Here is an 18665-nt window from a genome sequence, read left to right as displayed (position 1 = left end):
CTTCTTAATTTTATAGGATTATACTCTAAAAGATTGTAATATTTTCTCTACTTCTTTTAAATATTTTGAAAAATAAAGCTGTTTATAGTGTGATGTTGCTCCACTTCCAAGAGAGATGCAAGACGATGGTATCTTCCATTGCTTCGCCAAAAATTTAATCAATGCTTTATTTGCTTTGCCGTTTTCAGGAATAGCACGCAGACGTATAATTAAATACTGTTTCCCATCATCTCTATTCTCAACCTTTATTATACTATCAACTGAGGCTTTTGGAATCAAACGGACAAATAAAATCAAACGATGAGCATCAACTCGATAAAACATCTTATTTCGCCTAAGGAAATATCTTCACTTTTATAAAAGCATTCCTGCATAAGCACGCCACATGAAAATACGAATAAAGTAAATAATCATAAAAACCACAATAGGTGAAATATCAATTGTCCCAAGATTAGGTAAAAAACGTCGAATATAGCATAAAATTGGTTCTGTTGTACGATATAGAAAATTACCGATCATAGTGACAAAAACATTCCGGGTATTGACAATATTAAATGTATAAAGCCAAGAAAAAATAGCATGAGCTACTAAGATAGCAATGTAAATACTAAAGATTAGATCCAGCACACTAAGAAAAGCATAGATCATTCGTATTTCCTTTACCAATCAATAGAATGGAGGTTCATATAGAAAACTTTATGCAAATAAAGTCTTTATTAAAATAGTCTCACCAATTATTCTTCTTTTTCATTTCAAATAAAAATTAATATTTTTAGCATATATCATCATACCGCAATGTCATAAAATATTAAAGTGAAGCAATAATACACCAAAATAGAAAAAGAATTTACAAAAGTTCTCATCCTTCATTTAATTAGTCAGCTGGCTAATTAATTTTTGTTTTCCTCATAAACTATTCTAAATAGTATCGGCCTTTAAAGGCCGATTTTCTTTTTATTATAAAATTACATTTGCAAAGCAATAAAACGATTCAGTGCATCGCTAAAACCACTTAATTGCACAAACAAATCATTCAGAGCTGGCTCTCCTGGAGTAGAAACTGTCATCGCTAAATTCAACTTTTTTCCTGCACGTAAAGCTGCCACATAATTTTTGTCAAAAGCTACTGGAACAATGCAACCTGCTGGTATACAAGTCCGAATGTTTGTTTCAATAACATTCTTTCCACCATCTACTTGTAAACGAATAGGTTTAGAAACTAAAATACCAAAAGGAACTGTCAAAGTTCCTGTCAAAGTACCATCAGAATTGGAAGAAATGTTCATAGCTAATATGACACGATTTTGATCATTAACTTCTTGGCGATACATAAAGCAAACTTTTTTTCCGTCCTGTAGATTACAGTTAACATTCCACAAACCATAAGTCTCGGTTAAAGAAGAAGCACCGTTCGGCAATGAAGCTTCAGAAAGCTTTGTTGTAGTCGGCTTTGTACTCTGCGCAAATGCAACAGAAACACTCAAGAGTGTAAAAGTTATAAAGAAATTAAATATTTTTTTCATCTCACATCCTAATTTTTAAACACACAATAGAATCACTGCTATTATTTCTGATAACAAGACATAATACAAAGCTTCTTAAGAAAAAATAGCTTTTACAATTATAAGATTTATAAACATCTAGCACTATTTCGAAATTCTTTCACAACTTTTGTATAAACATGCTTTTTAAAAGAAACAACAATTGAAGGAATCTCTTCCAAATCAATCCATTTCCACTGATCAAACTCTGCCGTATTACCATCAGGTGGTGGATTAATGGTAATTTCAGAAGTCTCTCCCGTAAACTGAAAAGAAAACCATTTTTGTATTTGACCACGATATTTATTATTTAAAACATGTCCCATAAGTTCTTGTGGGAAATCATACTTAAACCAATCCTGAGCTTCCTTAATCAACTTAATGGATTGGATACCTGTTTCTTCATAAAGTTCACGTCGTGCTGCATCTATCGGCTTTTCTCCTGGATTAATTCCCCCCTGTGGTAACTGCCAAAGTTTGGACATGTCAACTTGTGCGTCAGCAACTGCCATCAAACGGCGTCCAACCCAAACTTTACCTTCATGATTAAACACAAGAATTCCCACACATTTCCGATAAGGGAGAGCTTTAAAACCAACAATTGTATCCACCTCATTATCCCTTATAAAAATACAGCTCATATAAAACTATAAGCTGTACAGCTTTCTTCTTATTTTAAAATACCTTGATGAGGATCTGGTGGAAATGCCTTATGCGTTATCTCACCCCGTAAAAGCTTATAAGCTTCATTCAATTGCACATCATCCTTAGGATCTTTAGGAACAAAAGCAGCTGAACCAGAGCCTTTCTCACTTTCTTGTTTTCCTTTGATATGTCCTTTTAACTCAGATTCACCAAGCGTTACATCATAACCCTTATATTTTTCAGGCAATGGCTGCTCAACAATAATATCAGGGGTAATCCCAGTTCCTTGAATTGATGTACCCATCGGGGTGTAATAAAGCGCTGTCGTTAAACGTAAAGCTCCATTTTCACCTAAAGGAATAATGGTTTGAACAGATCCCTTACCAAAAGATTGTGTTCCTAAAATTGTAGCGCGACGATGATCTTGTAAAGCCCCTGCAACAATTTCAGAAGCACTTGCTGAACCACCATTAATAAGAACAATGAGAGGCTTCCCATTAATCAGATCTCCTGGTCTAGCATCAAATCTCGTCACATCTTTCTTTCTACGACCACGAATCGATACAATTTCGCCTCTATTAAGAAAAGCACCTGAAATACTAACCGCCTGTTCTAAAAGGCCTCCAGGATTAAGGCGTAAATCAAGCACATACCCTTTCAAACGATCTTGAGAAATTTTGGATTGAATGTCTTTAACTGCAGCTTGAAGATCACCAAAAGTCTGCTCAGAAAATTGAATAAGTTTTAAATAACCAATATCATTTTCAACACGATACTTAACCGCCTTCACTTTGATAATATCACGAATAACTTTGATCTCAAGAGGTTTATCAACACCAGAACGAATAATTGTTAGCGTAACCGGTGTACCAACAGCACCTCTCATTTGATTCACAGCTTCATTCAAAGACTGACCTTTTACCTGTTTACCATCAATCTTTAAAATCACATCTCCTGCTAAAATACCAGCTTTTGAAGCTGGTGTATCCTCCATCGGGGAAACAATCTTAAGAAGACTCTTTTCCATGGTTACTTCAATACCAAGACCACCAAACTCTCCCTTAGTAGAAGCTCTCATGTCTTTAGCGGCTTCAGCATCCATATAAGAGGAATGAGGATCAAGCGAAGAAAGCATTCCATTAATAGCATTCTCAACAAGCTTTTTATCATTTGGAACTGTAACATAGTGCATCCGCACTCGTTCAAAGATATCACCAAATATAGCCAACTGTTTATAAATATTACTGTCATTATTCGCAGCAACAGATTGCACTATAATCGTTGAACTGACGCTGAGCAATATCACAGCGACCGAAAGTATAACTTTACGAATCATTTTTGTTCCTTTTTAATTGTTCAGTCTGCCACCAAGGTTTTGGATCCACAGGTTTTCCATGCTTTCTAAACTCAATGTAAAGCATTGGAGTCTTTTTGCCTATATCCAATGCAATAGTATTCGCAATAAATTCCGTTCCCATCATACCAATAGGTTCACCTGAAAGAACAAACTGCCCCTGTGTTACATTGATTTTAGCCATTCCGATAAGAGTAATATAGTAACCATGTCCAACATTAAGAATAATTAATTGTCCATAAGAACGAAATGATCCAGAAAAAGCCACAAGGGCATCAGCGGGAGCTATAACTATAGCTTCTGGTTCTGTTGCAATAATTTCACCAAAACGCGCAACATGCGAACTATTATTAAAATGTTGAATTTTTTTTCCTGAAACAGGTAAAAGAAAATGACCCTTTTTATTTTGAAGATCTCTCTGCTCTAATAATTGTAAACTTTTCCGTATATTCTCTGATGAAGTGGAATCAGACTGTGCTTGATAATCAAGCTCTAAAATTAATTCTTCTAAAGACTGCGCTTTCTTAATAAGAGTAATATTTTTCTGTCGCAGCATTATAAGCTCTTTTTGTGATCTTTTCTGTAATTTTTCTTTTTCATCTAACAAAAACTCTAAATATTTAAGCTGCTCTGCTTGATTTTGCATTTTAGCTTTTAAATCTACGCATTCCATAGCAATAACATGACCTAAATTAGTCAATTTTTTTAGATTTTTTGTTAAATTCTGTGTTTTTTCTTGCATATCAGGAATGATAGCTCCCAATAAAATAGAGCTGCGTATGGAGGCAAGAATATCTTTAGGTTGCGCTATAAGAGCAGGAGGTGGTTTTAATCCTGTCCGTGCTAAAATAGCTAATATCTCTGAAAATTCAGCCTGGCGATTTTTTAAATTTTGATACACTTGCGTCTTCTGTTCTAAAAGTTGCTTAAGCTTTTCCTCCCTTTCAATAATATCATTTGCTAAATTACGCTCTACTTTAGCAACTTTTATGAGTTCATCAGTCAAAGCACGTTGATCTTTTTTCAAAAGGTCAACTTGTTGTATCAATGAAGCAATATGTTTACGCGATACAGAGATATTATTGCGAATGTCCATTAATGTTTTTTGTACTACTTCGCGACTGTCCATATCTTCAGCATATGAAATAGATGTCTGAATATCCGTACTTAATATCAGCAACAGCAATATCATGCACTTCTTGCATAAATATTGCATCTTTATCTTTTCATGAAGAAACCTCTTCATTTATCCAACCATCAAACTCAATTATATAAACTAACAATGCTTTAAATGCTGTCACCTAAAACAATGTTAACAAGTGCATGAATAGGTATAAAATAAAATTTAAAAACGATGATAAGGGTGATGACCAATAATTGTTATGGCTCTATACAGCTGTTCTGTAAGTAATATACGTGCGATCTGATGCGGCCAGGTCATAAACCCAAAAGATAAAATAAAATCAGCGTGGTTTCTAACTTGTTCACTATGCCCATCAGGTCCTCCTAAAGCAAGTATTAAATCACGAACACCCTCATCACGATAAAATACTAATTTCTCAGCAAAAATAGATGATGATATTGACTTTCCACGCTCATCCAATACAATTAATCGGCATTTTTCAGGTAAATACTCAAAAAGTTTTTTTCCTTCTTCTTTCATACGTTGACAGGGCGTCTGAGCACGACTTTCTGATATTTCTTGCATTTTTCCAAACTGAAAACCTATAGCCCCAGCACTTTTAGAAAAACGATCTAAATAACGGTGAACTAATATCTGTTCAGCACCTTGTTTCATACGACCAACAGCAAAAATAGAAACTTGCATATCAGTTGTCTCCAACAAGAATTGATTCAATATTCTCCAAACCTGAATCAAGCCATATTTTTTCTAAATTATAAAAAGTGCGAATTTCCGGACGAAAAAGGTGAATAATGATATCGCTTGCATCAATTAGTACCCAATCCCCTCCAGCCATTCCCTCTACCCTCGCGTTACCATATCCACTTCCTTTCCAAACAGATAAAAGACGATCAGTGATAGCCAAAACATGACGCTGAGAACACCCAGAAGCAATAACCATATAATCAGCTAAAGAAGACCTTCCCCGTAGATCAATAGAAATAATATCTTCTGCTTTTATATCTTCTAAACTACTCAGAATAATTTTAAGACCATTCGTAACTGACAAGCATTTTTCTTCTGCTGAAGAAGCAATAATATTACAACGTTTTTGTACAAATTTTTCCAGACTAATATCCTTTCTTATTATTATTAAAACATAAGAGTTAAGAGTAAAAGAAGAATACTCTAAAATAGTTGCAGAATCCTATAAAATCTTCAAGAAGAATCATTTCCTTCTAAACGCAGCTTTGTTGAAGATTGAAAAGATAAAGGCCCATGTAAATAAATCCAAGCAGGTGGTGCCATAAAAGGCAATAGCGTACTTGCTCTCTCATCCACACGAGAATAACAATAAGTTCTAGCCATAGGAGAAGAAAGTGTTGACATCCGTGCTAAAGGGCGATCAATGATTGCAACAGGAATCATAGACATAATATCCCGCCACCTATGCCAATAATGAAACGTTGCTAAATTATCTGCTCCCATAACCCACACAAAATGCACTCTCCTATAACGTTTAAGGATATAAGAAATCGTATCAACTGATATTTTACTTCCTATAGTCTTTTCAAAACCTGTTACGCGAATTTTGGGATGATTAAGAAATTCCGAGCTTAACTGCATTCTCTTATGCAAAGATGGCAATTGTATACAATCTTTTAAAGGATTTCCTGGAGTTATCATCCACCATAATTGATTAAGACGCAAACGCAAAATTGCAGTTTTTGCAACAAGAAGATGACCCGCATGTGGTGGATTAAATGATCCACCAAAAAGGCCAACAACATTGGACTTTTCAACATGTGGTATACGATTTTCCCATGGAAAAAAAAGTTGTTTCAAGGCCTAACCTGCCCATTTCCACTAATGTGATATTGAAATGATGTCAACTGTTCAACCCCTATCGGTCCACGTGCATGCATTTTCCCTGTTACAATACCAATTTCTGCTCCAAAACCAAATTCCCCTCCATCAGCAAATTGTGTTGATGCATTATGAAGCAAAATGGCTGAATCTAAACGATCAAAAAACATTTTAACCACTCCCATATCCTCACTAATAATTGATTCAGTATGTCCTGACGAATAACGCTGAATGTGTGCAATGGCTCCCTCAATACCATCAACCGTTTTAGCAGATAAAATTGCATCAAGATATTCACAAGACCAATCTTCTTCACAGGCTAATCTAGCTCCTTGCATAAGCGAGATGATATCTTCTGTCACACGAACTTCACATCCCTTCTCCTGTAAAGCAATGAGAACAGGAAGAAACTTTTTTAATGCCTGACGGTCAATCAAAACTGTCTCAACAGCTCCACATATACCTGTACGCCGTAATTTTGCATTTAATACAATTTCACGTGCCATATCTAAATCCGCTGACTTATCAATATAAATATGACAAAGGCCTTCTAAATGTGCAAAAATAGGAACACGCGCATCAGATTGAATACGTGCTACCAGATTTTTCCCACCACGGGGTATAATAACATCAATTGCGCCATCTAAACCCTTAAGCATTTCTCCAACAGCATCACGATCTTTTGTTTTCACTATTTGAATAGCGCTCTTAGGCAAGCCTGCTTGTTCCAGCCCTTTTACTAATGCCGAATGAAGCGCAAGTGCAGAATGAAAACTATCTGAACCACCACGCAAAATTGCAGCATTTCCAGATTTTAAACACAAAGCACTTGCATCAATCGTAACATTTGGCCGACTTTCATAAATAATACCGATGACACCAAGTGGTGTTCGCACACGACGGATATGAAGCCCATTTGGACGCGTCCATTCACTAATCACTTCTCCAACAGGATCCGGCAAGCAAGCGATCTGACGAACACTATCAATTATTGCATGTAAACGCGATTCATCCAACTTCAGCCGATCCATCATCGCGGATGATAAACTATTCCGAGCAGCATTTTCTAAATCTTGACGATTAGCACATAAAATTTCAACCGACCGAGATTCTAGATTTAGAGCAATCATTTCCAAAGCACTTTTTCTTTGGTCAGCAGAAGCACTTGCAAGTATTGAAGCAACATCATGTGCTTTCTGCCCCATAACTCTCATCTGTTCTGCTAAAGTCATATCATCACTCATTCACAAAAAAAGAAGAACTTTTATATTCAATCCGATAAGCAACGTAAAACCATATCATTGCGATGCACTACAACGGAACGCACTCCATTCCCAAGAATATAGTCTATTTCTTCACTCTTACGGCCTATAATAACTCTCGCTTCATCTGCCCCATAATTTACAAGACCACGAGCAATCTCAATTCCATTTTTATCAACAATTGCAACCATATCGCCACGATCAAACACTCCCTCAACCGCAGCAACTCCGGCAGTAAGTAATGATTTTCCAGATTCAAGCGCTTTAATGGCCCCCTGATCAATAGTCAAAATGCCCGATGGATCTAAATGACCAGAAATCCATTTTTTCCAAGCATTTACCGGCTTCTCACTTGCAGCAAAAAAACTACTGCGTTCTCCTTTGTCAATTGCTAAAAGGGGATTCATACGCTTTCCTAAAGTAATAACCATTGCTGTTCCAGCAGCAGTAGCTATTTTCCCTGCCTCAAGTTTAGTCTTCATTCCACCCCGTGAAAACTCTGAAGCAGCAACACCTGCCATGTTCTCAATATCACGTGTAATTGATGAAACAAAAGAAATAAATTCAGCATCTGGATTCAAATGAGGAGAACACGTATAAAGACCATCAACATCAGATAAAAGGATTAAAAGATCCGACCCTATCATCGTTGCAACACGTGCTGCTAAACGATCATTATCGCCATAACGAATTTCACTTGTCGCTACGGTATCATTTTCATTGATAACAGGAACGACTCCAAAACGTAAAAGTGTATCAATAGTAGCACGTGCATTAAGATAACGGCGACGTTCTTCGGTATCGGATAATGTCAGCAAAATCTGACCTGTTCTCAATCCATGTTGGGCCAATACATCGCTATAAGCTTTAGCAAGTTCAATCTGACCTAAGGCAGCACACGCCTGACTCTCTTCTAATTTTAAAACACCCTTAGAGAGATGAAGTGAGGTACGCCCTAAAGCAATAGCACCAGAAGAAACAAATAAAACCTCAACACCTTTTTGGCGTAATTGAACAGCATCATTAATTAAACTTTTAAGCCACTCAACGCGTAAACCTTTTTGAGGATCCACTAAAAGCGCAGAACCAACTTTAATCACAATACGCTTATATTGTGAAAGTTTTCGCATTCCAATGGTCACCGTCATGAATCCTATTTACGCTTCACGAACATTATTTGTTCGTTCTTTTTCAATGATATGTGCAATAGCACGCAATACATGATCTAAGCCTTCATGACTTACCGCAGAAACCATCATAACCGATTTACCAGATGCCTTTTGCAACATTTCCTGTTTGACGACACGCTCTTCAATAGGCAGAGTATCGATTTGGCTTAAAGCCACAATTTCAGTTTTATCACTCAAATGATGTCCATATAGCGTGAGCTCATGGCGAATAGTGTGATAAGCTTTTGCCACATCTTCTTCTTGAGCGGAAACCAAATGAAGTAAAACACGGCAACGTTCCACATGCCCTAAAAAGCGGTCACCGATTCCCACACCTTCATGAGCTCCCTCTATCAAACCAGGAATATCAGCCAAAACAAATTCACGAGCATCAACAGATGCAACACCAAGATGAGGATGCAAAGTAGTAAAAGGATAACTAGCAATTTTCGGCTTTGCGGCCGTTACTGCCGCCAAAAAAGTTGATTTTCCAGCATTTGGCAAACCAATAAGCCCCCCATCAGCAATTAATTTCAAACGTAGCCAAAGTGTACGTTCTTCTCCACTCAAGCCTGGATTTGCATGCCGAGGTGCTCGATTCGTAGAAGTTGTAAAATGAAGATTACCGAAACCGCCATTGCCTCCTTTAGCCAGACGATAACGTTGACCAACTTCTATCAAATCACAAATCAATGTTTTATTATCTTCTTCAAAAATCTGTGTTCCAACTGGCACTTTAAGAATGACATCATCACCCTTTACGCCTGTCATATTGCGCCCCTTACCATGCCCTCCTGTTTTTGCTCTAAAATGCTGCTGATAACGATAATCAATCAGTGTATTGAGCCCATCGACAACAAGAGCCCATACATCACCGCCACGTCCGCCATTCCCTCCATCTGGACCTCCAAATTCTATAAACTTTTCACGACGGAATGATACTGCTCCTGCTCCACCATTACCAGAACGAATATAAACTTTAGCCTGATCAAGAAATTTCATAAAATGCTCATTGAGGAATTCGCTTTTTCTATTTATACAAAAATACGTTTATTTGTTTATTTTATGGGTTTTTATTCTGTACAAAAAACAAACAATAATTACTATAAATTGATTAAAAAAGTTTTTGTGTTATCAATCAAATCAAATAACTTTTAGCTTTTTATATATAAAAGCTATTTTTGTGTTTCAGTTATACCCTTAAATTCAAGAGCTAAAAGATAAAGTTCAACTGATTCTGCTCGGCTTGCAGGAGGTTTGACATGATGAACCGTTTTAAAATTCTGTTTTAATGTAGTGAGAAGAGTATTCTCTGCTCCTCCCTGAAAAGCCTTTGCTAAAAAATGACCTCCAGGTTTAAGAACGGAAAGAGCAAAATCCGCAGCCACTTCACATAAATATACTGTTCTTAAATGATCCGTTTGACGATGCCCCGTTGTTGGTGCTGCCATATCAGAAAGCACTATATCTGGCTGTTCTCCTAAAGCATTCATCAACTTCTGCGGTGCATTTTCATGTAAAAAATCCATCTCCAATATGACAACTCCCGGTAGTGGATCCATTGGTAAATAATCAATACCAACAACACTAGGCTTTTGATCACTTGATTCCACTTTACGGGCTGCAACCTGACACCATCCCCCAGGAGCAGCTCCTAGATCAATGATTTTCTGGCCTTTTTTGAAGATCTTATAACGCTCATCAATTTCAATAAGTTTATAAGCGGACCGTGAACGATAACCATCCACTTTTGATTGATGAACATAAGGATCATTCAAATGCCTCTCTAACCATCGCCGTGATGATGCTTTAATCGTTCCTGCTTTCTTTTTCACACGCTGATATAGCACATGTGATCCCGAACCACCTCTACCACCTTTTGATGTTGTTTTTTTCATAAACTTACTATTTCTACATTCTGATAATTTTTAATACTTAAAACACTTGTTTTTATGATGATATCCCAAACACTATCATTCAACATTCAGTTGTAGTAAAATTTCTTACTTTGCTTCATAAGCTGCGACTCTTGAATCACTCACTGAATAAAATTTAAATACCATCTAAAATAGCACAACTCGCTCAAACTACATTTTTCCTTTTGTCTTCAATACAAAAAGTAGTTACCCATTTTTCTATATCCTACAACAATAAATTTTTTATCATAAGGATCGTAGCTACTTAAGCTCTTGATCAAAAAATCCTCAATTTGGCTCTGATCATACTCTTTGTAATTGAGATGGATCCCTACTCAATAAAATCATTATTATTCCAGAAGTTCCCAAAAGATAAAATTTTAAGCCTTGCAATAAAATGTCTCATCTATAAGGATCTGAAAAATTCTCACATAATTTTTCAAGGATCTGAAACCATCTGACCACATATCTTTTTTCTAAAAATTAAAAAATTGAATGAGCATAACAACTCAAATAAATAAAAAATACCCAATCTGTTTCTTCTCAACAATCTTTAATTCAAGACCAGTTTCATCTAAAATACGCTCAATAAAACAGCATGTACCCACTGCAACTAAACGATAACATTTAATGAGTCTTTTCTTCAATTTTAAACGACAAACTTTTAACCCTTCAGTCACATAATTTATTGTTTTTATAATAAAAAATCATCTTTTTTCTAACCTTAAAATCAATGAACAAGTCGCGCGATAAGAAAACGACAATTACTGGTTTGCAAACCAATTGCCACATAAAAGATAAAGATTTTAAATGAGAAAAATTTTTGATGTTACAACTGCAACTATTTAATCATACAATTTATGCACTCTATCCAGTTGAATAAGAATATTGATCTCCACCATTTCTTGCGTGGTTGCTGTTGCTTCATAATAAAATAAAGTTAACTTTATCTACCACAACACAAAACGATTATTTAATCATTCCTACGAAAATACACACTTTCTTCTTAAGAGTGTTTATCATGTAAAATTGATATACAAAAATATACTCTTTTTCTAAAATCTATTAAACTTATCTATAAAAATAAAATACAATTGTTCTTGATATTATATATACTTAAAAGTAAATATAGCTGATCAGTTTTTTTATTTTATTATTTCAATTCAAAAAAAATAATGACTACTTAGCTAAAATAAAAATCTCTTTTTTCTTCAGCTTATTACATCTCTTATCGTTGTAAAGAAAATAGTGCTTCACTCAACCCATTAAATGGTAAAATAAAGGAGAGTGTTTTTCCTTCTTTAAGGTTATAAGAAATACGTACACTCTTCTTTTTTTCTATTTGATCACTTAAGATAGGACTCAAACCTGACTGTGCTAAACAGACTGTTTCATCACACTGCGTATAACGAACCAAACTAGGTTCTTTAATACCTTCCATAAATATTTTTATAGGGACAGTCGTATCAGCATTTGGCAATGTACGGAAGAGTATAGCTGGTTGACCATTTTTTGTAGAAACAAGAGACCAACTAAAAACTGTATTATCTTCTTCATCATGGATCGTTTGCGTTACATTACATACACCTTGGTTCAAGATTGTGTTTTCATCACAAATTAAGGTCCAATTATAAAACTGCATAATGAGTCGTCGTATTTCTCCAGGTTTTCCTGACGGAACAGACAATTGAGGTGGCTGCACTGTATATGTATTATTTTTTTCATGAGCAAAGCTTTCCCCTTTGCCTAATAAGGCAAAGGTGAAAAAAATACTTACAAAAATACTCGAACGTTTTATCATTATTATTTATCTCATCATTACTTCAGTCTTACACTTATACCTGCGCCTATACCCCAATGACCACCCGCAGTTGTTACAGAGAAATTAGAGCGAATATCTCCACTTTCAGATGTATAGCCAGCACCGAACGCAATTGCAGATTGGCTGTGCCATGAACCGCTACTAAATGCAACACTTAATGCACCAGGAGCATCTTCATAACGCAAATTAGCTGCTGCTAGACCAATAGCTGCTGCTTGTCTTGCTTCCTTTTTTACGCCCTCAATATTATAATTCAGGCTCTCAAACTTCATGTCAGTGTAATCTTTAGCTTCCTGTACCTTCTCGTCTGTATACTTCTTTGAATCATCGAGAACAATTGCCATTTTCTCATACAATTGACCTCCATTAATAGCTTCTTTCGAATCTTTCTCAACTTTACCATCACCAACATTATCAATCACAACAGGTGCACTGGCATCGCCTCCTACTAACGTAACTTTATTGGTTTTCTTCCCATCCTTATCTTTATCATATTGAACTGCTCCCTCTGCCTTCTGACCAGTTTCATTCTTAAAATCATTAAATTCATTTTCAAGTTTATCAACTTTTTGATTCGTATTCCAAAGCTGATTCCCGGTAACTGCTTCAGTAGAGCCTTCGCTTACATCACCATCTTTCACACCAGTAATTGTTGCTTCTTTACCGTTATGCTTTGCGTTATAAGCACCTTTATTCTCATCCCATTTTATCGTATCATCTTTTGTCTGTTCTACCTGATTTTTGACATCATCTAAACGATTATTCAAATTTTTCAGACCTTCATTAACACCATCAAAAGCACTAGCTACACTCTTATACTCTTTGTCTTCCGGTCCACCACCTTTACCACCAAAATTGAATTGAACAATATTAAACGTGGGACCAGTCCATACACCATCTTTATATTCAGCTCCCCCACCTAAATATTTAGCAAGTTGCATGTTTGCTTCATCAAATCGTGTGTTTGTTTTATAAAGCTGTGCTCCTGTGATCGCTTCAGTCGAGCTCGCTGAAAGCGTTCCATCTTTCAAGCCAGAAAGCGTACGACCCTCTCCATCTTTATTCGTAAGATTAACTTCCGTTCCACCTGTATTCGCACCTATCGTGATCCGGCCACTCTCATCTTCACTTTTTTCTTGTTGTATAAGATTAGTCTCTAAAGCTGTTGTGAAGGAGCTGCTAATATTCTCTAAAGCATCCGCTACATTCTTATATTCTTTCTTTTCTGTAGAACCATCTTCTTGTAGCACATTAATCGTGAAAGTAGGATCTACCCATTTTCCATCTTCATAGCCCGCTCCGCCACCTAAATATTCAGAGACCTTCTTATTCGTAAGGTAAAGTTGGTTTCCAGTAACTGCCTGGTTCGAGCCTTCCGAAATAGCTCCATCACCCAAACCAGAGAGAACACGTGCAACTGACTGATTATTCAATAAACTAATTTCCGTTCCACCCGTCTTCGCACCTATCGTGATACGACCACTCCCATCTTCACTTTTCTCTTTTTGAACAAGGCTCTTACTTCCAGATCCTGATAGTTCCTTATAAATATCTGAAAGGGAACTATCAACGCCAGCAAAAGCTTCACCCACATTACTGTAATCATTACCCTGGACTTTATAACTTGGTGCTATGCCTCCAAGAATATCCGCTCCACCTCCTAAATAGGATGAGGCATTCTTCGCAATCTTTTTGGCATCATCTTGGACTTTTGTAACATCTTGTGTAGTCTTAGTAAGCTTGTTATCAACTTCATAAAGCTGTTTTCCAGTAACTGCTTCAGTCGAACTGTCGGAAAGCGTTCCATCTTTCAAGCCAGAAAGTGTACGACCTTCTCCATCTTGGTTCGTAAGATCAATTGCCGTGCCACCAACTTTCGAACCTATCAGGATGCGACCATTGCCACTCTCTTCTTGTTCTTGCTCAACAAGACTACCCCCTGCTACACTCGCAATCTTTGAATAAATATCTGTAATCGAACCATCAACACCAGCAAACGCTGAGCCTACATCATGATGCTCTGTATTCTGGACTTTATATGTTGGAGCTTCACCACCAAGAATATTCGATCCGCCTCCCAAATATTTTGATGTATTGTTTGCAATCGTTGAGACATCTCCTTGGATTTTCGTAACATCGCCTTGGACTTTATCCATACTCGTAGATAAATTTGCTACGTTTTGCGTGGTCTTAGTGAGCTTGCTATCAACTTCATAAAGCTGTTTTCCAGTAACTGCTTCTGTCGAGTTTTCTGAAAGTTCTCCATCTTTCAAGCCAGAAAGCGTCCGACCTTCTCCATCTTGGTTCGTAAGATTAATTTCCGTTCCACCTGTCTTCGCACCTATCGTAATGCGGCCACTCTCATCTTCACTTTCTTCTTGTTGAATTAGGTTTGTCTCTACAACCGTCGTGAAGGAGCTGCTAATATCTTTTAATGCATCCGCTACATTCTTATATTCTTTCTCTTCTGTAGAACCATCTTCTTGTAGCACATTAATCGTGAAAGTAGGATCTACCCATTCTCCATCTTCATAGCCTGCTCCGCCACCTAAATATACAGAGACCTTCTTATTCGTAAGGTAAAGTTGGTTTCCAGTAACTGCCTGGTTCGAGCCTTCCGAAATAGCACCATCACCTAAACCAGAAAGGACACGTGCAACTGACTGATTATTCAATAAATTAATTTCCGTACCACCAACTTTCGAACCTATCGTAATACGACCTTTGCTACTCTCTTCTTGTTCTTGCTCAACAAGACTACCCCCTGCTACACCCGCAATCTTTGAATAAAGATCTGTAATCAAACCATCAACACCAACAAATGCTGAACCGACATCATGATGATTTGAACCTTGAATCTTATAAGTTGGAGCTTTTCCACCAAGAATGTCCGCTCCACCTCCTAAATAGGCAGAAGCGTTCTTCGCAATCGTTGAGACATTTCCTTGAACTTTTGTAACATCCCCTTGGATTTTTGTAACATCTTGTGTGGTCTTAGTGAGCTTGGTATCAACATCATAAAGCTGTTTGCCTGTAACCGCTTCTGTCGAACTGTCTGAAAGTTCTCCATCCTTCAAGCCAGAAAGCGTACGACCTTCGCCATCTTTGTTTGTAAGATTAACTTCCGATCCACCCGTCTTCGAGCCTATCGTGATACGACCACTCTTATCTTCACTTTCTTCTTGTTGAATTAGGTTTGTCGCTACAACCGTCGTGAAGGAGCTGCTAATATCCTTTAATGCATCCGCTACATTCTTATATTCTTTCTCTTCCGTAGCGCCATCTTCTTGTAGCACATTAATCGTGAAAGTAGGATCTACCCATTCCCCATCTTCATAGCCTGCTCCGCCACCAAAATATTCAGAGACCTTCTTATTCGTAAGGTAAAGTTGGTTTCCAGTAACTGCTTGGTTCGAGCCTTCCGAAATAGCACCATCACCTAAACCAGAAAGGACACGTGCAACTGACTGATTATTCAATAAATTAATTTCCGTACCACCAACTTTCGAACCTATCGTAATACGACCTTTGCTACTCTCTTCTTGTTCTTGCTCAACAAGACTACCCCCTGCTACACCCGCAATCTTTGAATAAAGATCTGTAATCAAACCATCAACACCAACAAATGCTGAACCGACATCACGATGATTTGAACCTTGAATCTTATAAGTTGGAGCTTTCCCACCAAGAATGTCCGCTCCACCTCCTAAATAGGCAGAGGTATTCTTCGCAATCGTTGCGACTTCTCCTTGAACTTTTGTAACATCCCCTTGGATTTTTGTAATATCACCTTGGACTTTTGTAACATCTTGTGTGGTCTTAGTGAGCTTGGTATCAACATCATAAAGCTGTTTGCCTGTAACCGCTTCTGTCGAACTGTCTGAAAGTTCTCCATCCTTCAAGCCAGAAAGCGTACGACCTTCGCCATCTTTGTTTGTAAGATTAACTTCCGATCCACCCGTCTTCGAGCCTATCGTGATACGACCACTCTTATCTTCACTTTCTTCTTGTTGAATTAGGTTTGTCGCTACAACCGTCGTGAAGGAGCTGCTAATATCCTTTAATGCATCCGCTACATTCTTATATTCTTTCTCTTCCGTAGCGCCATCTTCTTGTAGCACATTAATCGTGAAAGTAGGATCTACCCATTCCCCATCTTCATAGCCTGCTCCGCCACCAAAATATTCAGAGACCTTCTTATTCGTAAGGTAAAGTTGGTTTCCAGTAACTGCCTGGTTCGAGCCTTCCGAAATAGCACCATCACCTAAACCAGAAAGAACACGTGCAACTGACTGATTATTCAATAAATTAATTTCCGTACCACCAACTTTCGAACCTATCGTAATACGACCTTTGCTACTCTCTTCTTGTTCTTGCTCAACAAGACTACCCCCTGCTACACCCGCAATCTTTGAATAAAGATCTGTAATCAAACCATCAACACCAACAAATGCTGAACCGACATCACGATGATTTGAACCTTGAATCTTATAAGTTGGAGCTTTCCCACCAAGAATGTCCGCTCCACCTCCTAAATAGGCAGAGGTATTCTTCGCAATCGTTGCGACTTCTCCTTGGACTTTTGTAACATCCCCCTGAACTTTCGTAACATCCCCCTGAACTTTCGTAACATCCCCTTGGATTTTCGTAATATCACCTTGGACTTTTGTGACATCTTGTGTGGTCTTAGTAAGCTTGGTATCAACATCATAAAGCTGTTTGCCTGTAACCGCTTCTGTCGAACTGTCGGAAAGCTTTCCATCCGCCAAACCAGAAAGCGTCCGACCTTTGCCTTCTTTATTCGTAAGATCTATTGCTGTTCCACCAACTTTCGAGCCTATCGTGATACGACCATTGCCTTTTTCTTGCTGTACAAGGCTATCCCCTGCTCCATTCGCAATCTTTGAATAAAGATCACTAATCGAGCCGTCAACACCCTTAAATGCCGATCCTACATCACGATGATTTGAACCTTGAATCTTATAAGTCGGCGCTACAGCAGAAAGAATGTCCGCTCCACCTCCTAAATGGGTAGAAACATCATCTGCAATCTTTGCTGTCCATTGTCTTAAAGCCTGCAGCTGAGCAACATTCACAGCATCAGTCTCCTGTATCCCAGCTGCTACTCCGGTAAGTAGTCGTGAGGTTGGTTTAGAAGCAGTAGGAGCAGCAATAGAGACTATCCCGTAATTAAATTGCCATATATAATCATCCTTAGTCGACTCACTACCTGTCGAAGGATCATAACCTGATTGCTTCATGATTGGACTAACAATAGATCCAGCACCTAAAGCAACCGAGTTGTTTATAGTGACATGAGTATTAGCACCTATAGCGATAGAATAAGACCGCGACATTGTCCCAGCCCCCTTACCGATCTGAATTTCCGTACTTTCCGGAAGCAATGTCCCTACACCACCTACCGGCCTATTACTCAAAACACGTGTCTCATACACATCAAGAACTGTATTTTTACCATCAACAGTCCAAGTGGCTTGTTGAACTCCAAAACCATGAGAGCACCAATTATCAAATTTGTGATGTGTGAGAAGATTTACATAACTTTCCTCACTGATTATCTTCTTTGAATCAGAGGAATTAGAAACAACGATATTGTCGATACCACAGTAACGATCACTCGCAAAAACAGAATCACGAGATTTTTTTGAAGCTTTCTCAGGAGCTTTTAAGGAAGTCACACCTGTGCCCTTAAGACTCTGTGAACTTTGTATCGTTGTTTGCTGCTCTGTTGGAGAAAAATTAGATGCAACGACAGGCGCAACACTCGATAGGAGCGCTGCCATAGCTGTTCCTAATGAAGCAGCTTTCAACAAAGGTGAACGACGAGAAAAAGAATATTCCCTTAAATCACCGCTTTTTAAGATAAGATATGATCTTTTCATAAGAAATTCTCCAATAATAAAAAATATTTTTTTGACATCAAAAAGACACATTTAGGGGTTATTG

Annotated in this window: 16 protein-coding genes; all 16 read right to left on the bottom strand. The window is 37.6% G+C overall.

The genetic code is table 11. The features are described from left to right. Window positions 1-18: 18 nt before the first annotated feature. The 16 genes from Bho11B_RS02505 to Bho11B_RS07215 all read right to left on the bottom strand — a co-directional run bounded on the left by Bho11B_RS02505 (window position 19) and on the right by Bho11B_RS07215 (window position 18601). A complete protein-coding gene (locus tag Bho11B_RS02505) occupies window positions 19-324 on the bottom strand; it encodes a DUF167 family protein (RefSeq protein WP_035006296.1) in 306 nt (101 codons plus the stop codon). Window positions 325-354: 30 nt separating this feature from the next. Then, window positions 355-648, bottom strand: coding sequence for a YggT family protein (locus tag Bho11B_RS02500; RefSeq protein ID WP_035006297.1), 294 nt, complete (start codon window positions 646-648; stop codon window positions 355-357). Window positions 649-965: 317 nt separating this feature from the next. Next, entirely contained in the window at window positions 966-1523 is a 558-nt protein-coding gene (locus Bho11B_RS02495) for an invasion associated locus B family protein (protein ID WP_035006298.1), read from the bottom strand. Between the two features lie 107 nt (window positions 1524-1630). Next, entirely contained in the window at window positions 1631-2182 is a 552-nt protein-coding gene (locus tag Bho11B_RS02490; protein WP_371455293.1) for an RNA pyrophosphohydrolase, read from the bottom strand. Window positions 2183-2211: 29 nt separating this feature from the next. Further along, window positions 2212-3522: a S41 family peptidase gene (locus Bho11B_RS02485; RefSeq protein WP_035006300.1), complete on the bottom strand. Its 1311-nt coding sequence runs from the start codon at window positions 3520-3522 to the stop codon at window positions 2212-2214. After that, window positions 3512-4732, bottom strand: a complete 1221-nt coding sequence (locus Bho11B_RS02480; protein WP_371441536.1) for a murein hydrolase activator EnvC — start codon at window positions 4730-4732, stop codon at window positions 3512-3514. Before Bho11B_RS02480 ends, Bho11B_RS02485 begins: the two co-directional genes overlap by 11 nt. A 153-nt stretch (window positions 4733-4885) precedes the next feature. Continuing rightward, entirely contained in the window at window positions 4886-5368 is a 483-nt protein-coding gene (rlmH, locus tag Bho11B_RS02475; RefSeq protein WP_078673571.1) for a 23S rRNA (pseudouridine(1915)-N(3))-methyltransferase RlmH, read from the bottom strand. A 1-nt stretch (window position 5369) separates the two neighbouring features. Beyond that, the gene (gene rsfS / locus Bho11B_RS02470) at window positions 5370-5813 is read right to left on the bottom strand and encodes a ribosome silencing factor (RefSeq protein ID WP_078673570.1); all 444 of its coding nucleotides are present in this window, start codon (window positions 5811-5813) and stop codon (window positions 5370-5372) included. 68 nt (window positions 5814-5881) lie between these two features. Beyond that, window positions 5882-6475, bottom strand: a complete 594-nt coding sequence (locus Bho11B_RS02465; protein ID WP_078674082.1) for a nicotinate-nucleotide adenylyltransferase — start codon at window positions 6473-6475, stop codon at window positions 5882-5884. 29 nt (window positions 6476-6504) lie between these two features. Then, window positions 6505-7761, bottom strand: coding sequence for a glutamate-5-semialdehyde dehydrogenase (locus Bho11B_RS02460; protein WP_078674137.1), 1257 nt, complete (start codon window positions 7759-7761; stop codon window positions 6505-6507). A 38-nt stretch (window positions 7762-7799) separates the two neighbouring features. After that, entirely contained in the window at window positions 7800-8939 is a 1140-nt protein-coding gene (proB, locus tag Bho11B_RS02455; protein ID WP_371441537.1) for a glutamate 5-kinase, read from the bottom strand. A 9-nt stretch (window positions 8940-8948) separates the two neighbouring features. Beyond that, window positions 8949-9962 carry a GTPase ObgE gene (gene obgE / locus Bho11B_RS02450; RefSeq protein ID WP_035006306.1) on the bottom strand — a complete coding sequence of 338 codons (1014 nt, stop codon included), beginning with the start codon at window positions 9960-9962 and terminating at the stop codon, window positions 8949-8951. Window positions 9963-10135: 173 nt separating this feature from the next. Beyond that, window positions 10136-10858: an RlmE family RNA methyltransferase gene (locus tag Bho11B_RS02445; RefSeq protein ID WP_035006307.1), complete on the bottom strand. Its 723-nt coding sequence runs from the start codon at window positions 10856-10858 to the stop codon at window positions 10136-10138. Between the two features lie 527 nt (window positions 10859-11385). Then, entirely contained in the window at window positions 11386-11556 is a 171-nt protein-coding gene (locus tag Bho11B_RS06870) for a hypothetical protein (RefSeq protein WP_153300828.1), read from the bottom strand. Between the two features lie 548 nt (window positions 11557-12104). Then, on the bottom strand, window positions 12105-12677 hold the full coding sequence (locus Bho11B_RS02440) for an invasion associated locus B family protein (protein ID WP_078673568.1): 573 nt from the start codon (window positions 12675-12677) through the stop codon (window positions 12105-12107). 17 nt (window positions 12678-12694) lie between these two features. Next, on the bottom strand, window positions 12695-18601 hold the full coding sequence (locus Bho11B_RS07215) for a YadA-like family protein (protein ID WP_245289533.1): 5907 nt from the start codon (window positions 18599-18601) through the stop codon (window positions 12695-12697). Between the last annotated feature and the right edge of the window lie 64 nt (window positions 18602-18665).

The sequence above is a fragment of the Bartonella sp. 11B genome, assembly GCF_002022625.1.
Classification (GTDB): domain Bacteria; phylum Pseudomonadota; class Alphaproteobacteria; order Rhizobiales; family Rhizobiaceae; genus Bartonella; species Bartonella rochalimae.
This window is presented reverse-complemented; position numbering and strand designations above follow the sequence as displayed.

Bases quoted from the DNA above. Each gene is read 5' to 3' on its own strand.
- Bho11B_RS02505 (WP_035006296.1), bottom strand. From the start codon at position 324: ATGTTTTATCGAGTTGATGCTCATCGTTTGATTTTATTTGTCCGTTTG.
- Bho11B_RS02500 (WP_035006297.1), bottom strand. From the start codon at position 648: ATGATCTATGCTTTTCTTAGTGTGCTGGATCTAATCTTTAGTATTTAC.
- Bho11B_RS02495 (WP_035006298.1), bottom strand. From the start codon at position 1,523: ATGAAAAAAATATTTAATTTCTTTATAACTTTTACACTCTTGAGTGTT.
- Bho11B_RS02490 (WP_371455293.1), bottom strand. From the start codon at position 2,182: ATGAGCTGTATTTTTATAAGGGATAATGAGGTGGATACAATTGTTGGT.
- Bho11B_RS02485 (WP_035006300.1), bottom strand. From the start codon at position 3,522: ATGATTCGTAAAGTTATACTTTCGGTCGCTGTGATATTGCTCAGCGTC.
- Bho11B_RS02480 (WP_371441536.1), bottom strand. From the start codon at position 4,732: ATGATATTGCTGTTGCTGATATTAAGTACGGATATTCAGACATCTATT.
- rlmH (WP_078673571.1), bottom strand. From the start codon at position 5,368: ATGCAAGTTTCTATTTTTGCTGTTGGTCGTATGAAACAAGGTGCTGAA.
- Bho11B_RS02460 (WP_078674137.1), bottom strand. From the start codon at position 7,761: ATGACTTTAGCAGAACAGATGAGAGTTATGGGGCAGAAAGCACATGAT.
- proB (WP_371441537.1), bottom strand. From the start codon at position 8,939: ATGACGGTGACCATTGGAATGCGAAAACTTTCACAATATAAGCGTATT.
- obgE (WP_035006306.1), bottom strand. From the start codon at position 9,962: ATGAAATTTCTTGATCAGGCTAAAGTTTATATTCGTTCTGGTAATGGT.
- Bho11B_RS02445 (WP_035006307.1), bottom strand. From the start codon at position 10,858: ATGAAAAAAACAACATCAAAAGGTGGTAGAGGTGGTTCGGGATCACAT.
- Bho11B_RS02440 (WP_078673568.1), bottom strand. From the start codon at position 12,677: ATGATAAAACGTTCGAGTATTTTTGTAAGTATTTTTTTCACCTTTGCC.
- Bho11B_RS07215 (WP_245289533.1), bottom strand. From the start codon at position 18,601: ATGAAAAGATCATATCTTATCTTAAAAAGCGGTGATTTAAGGGAATAT.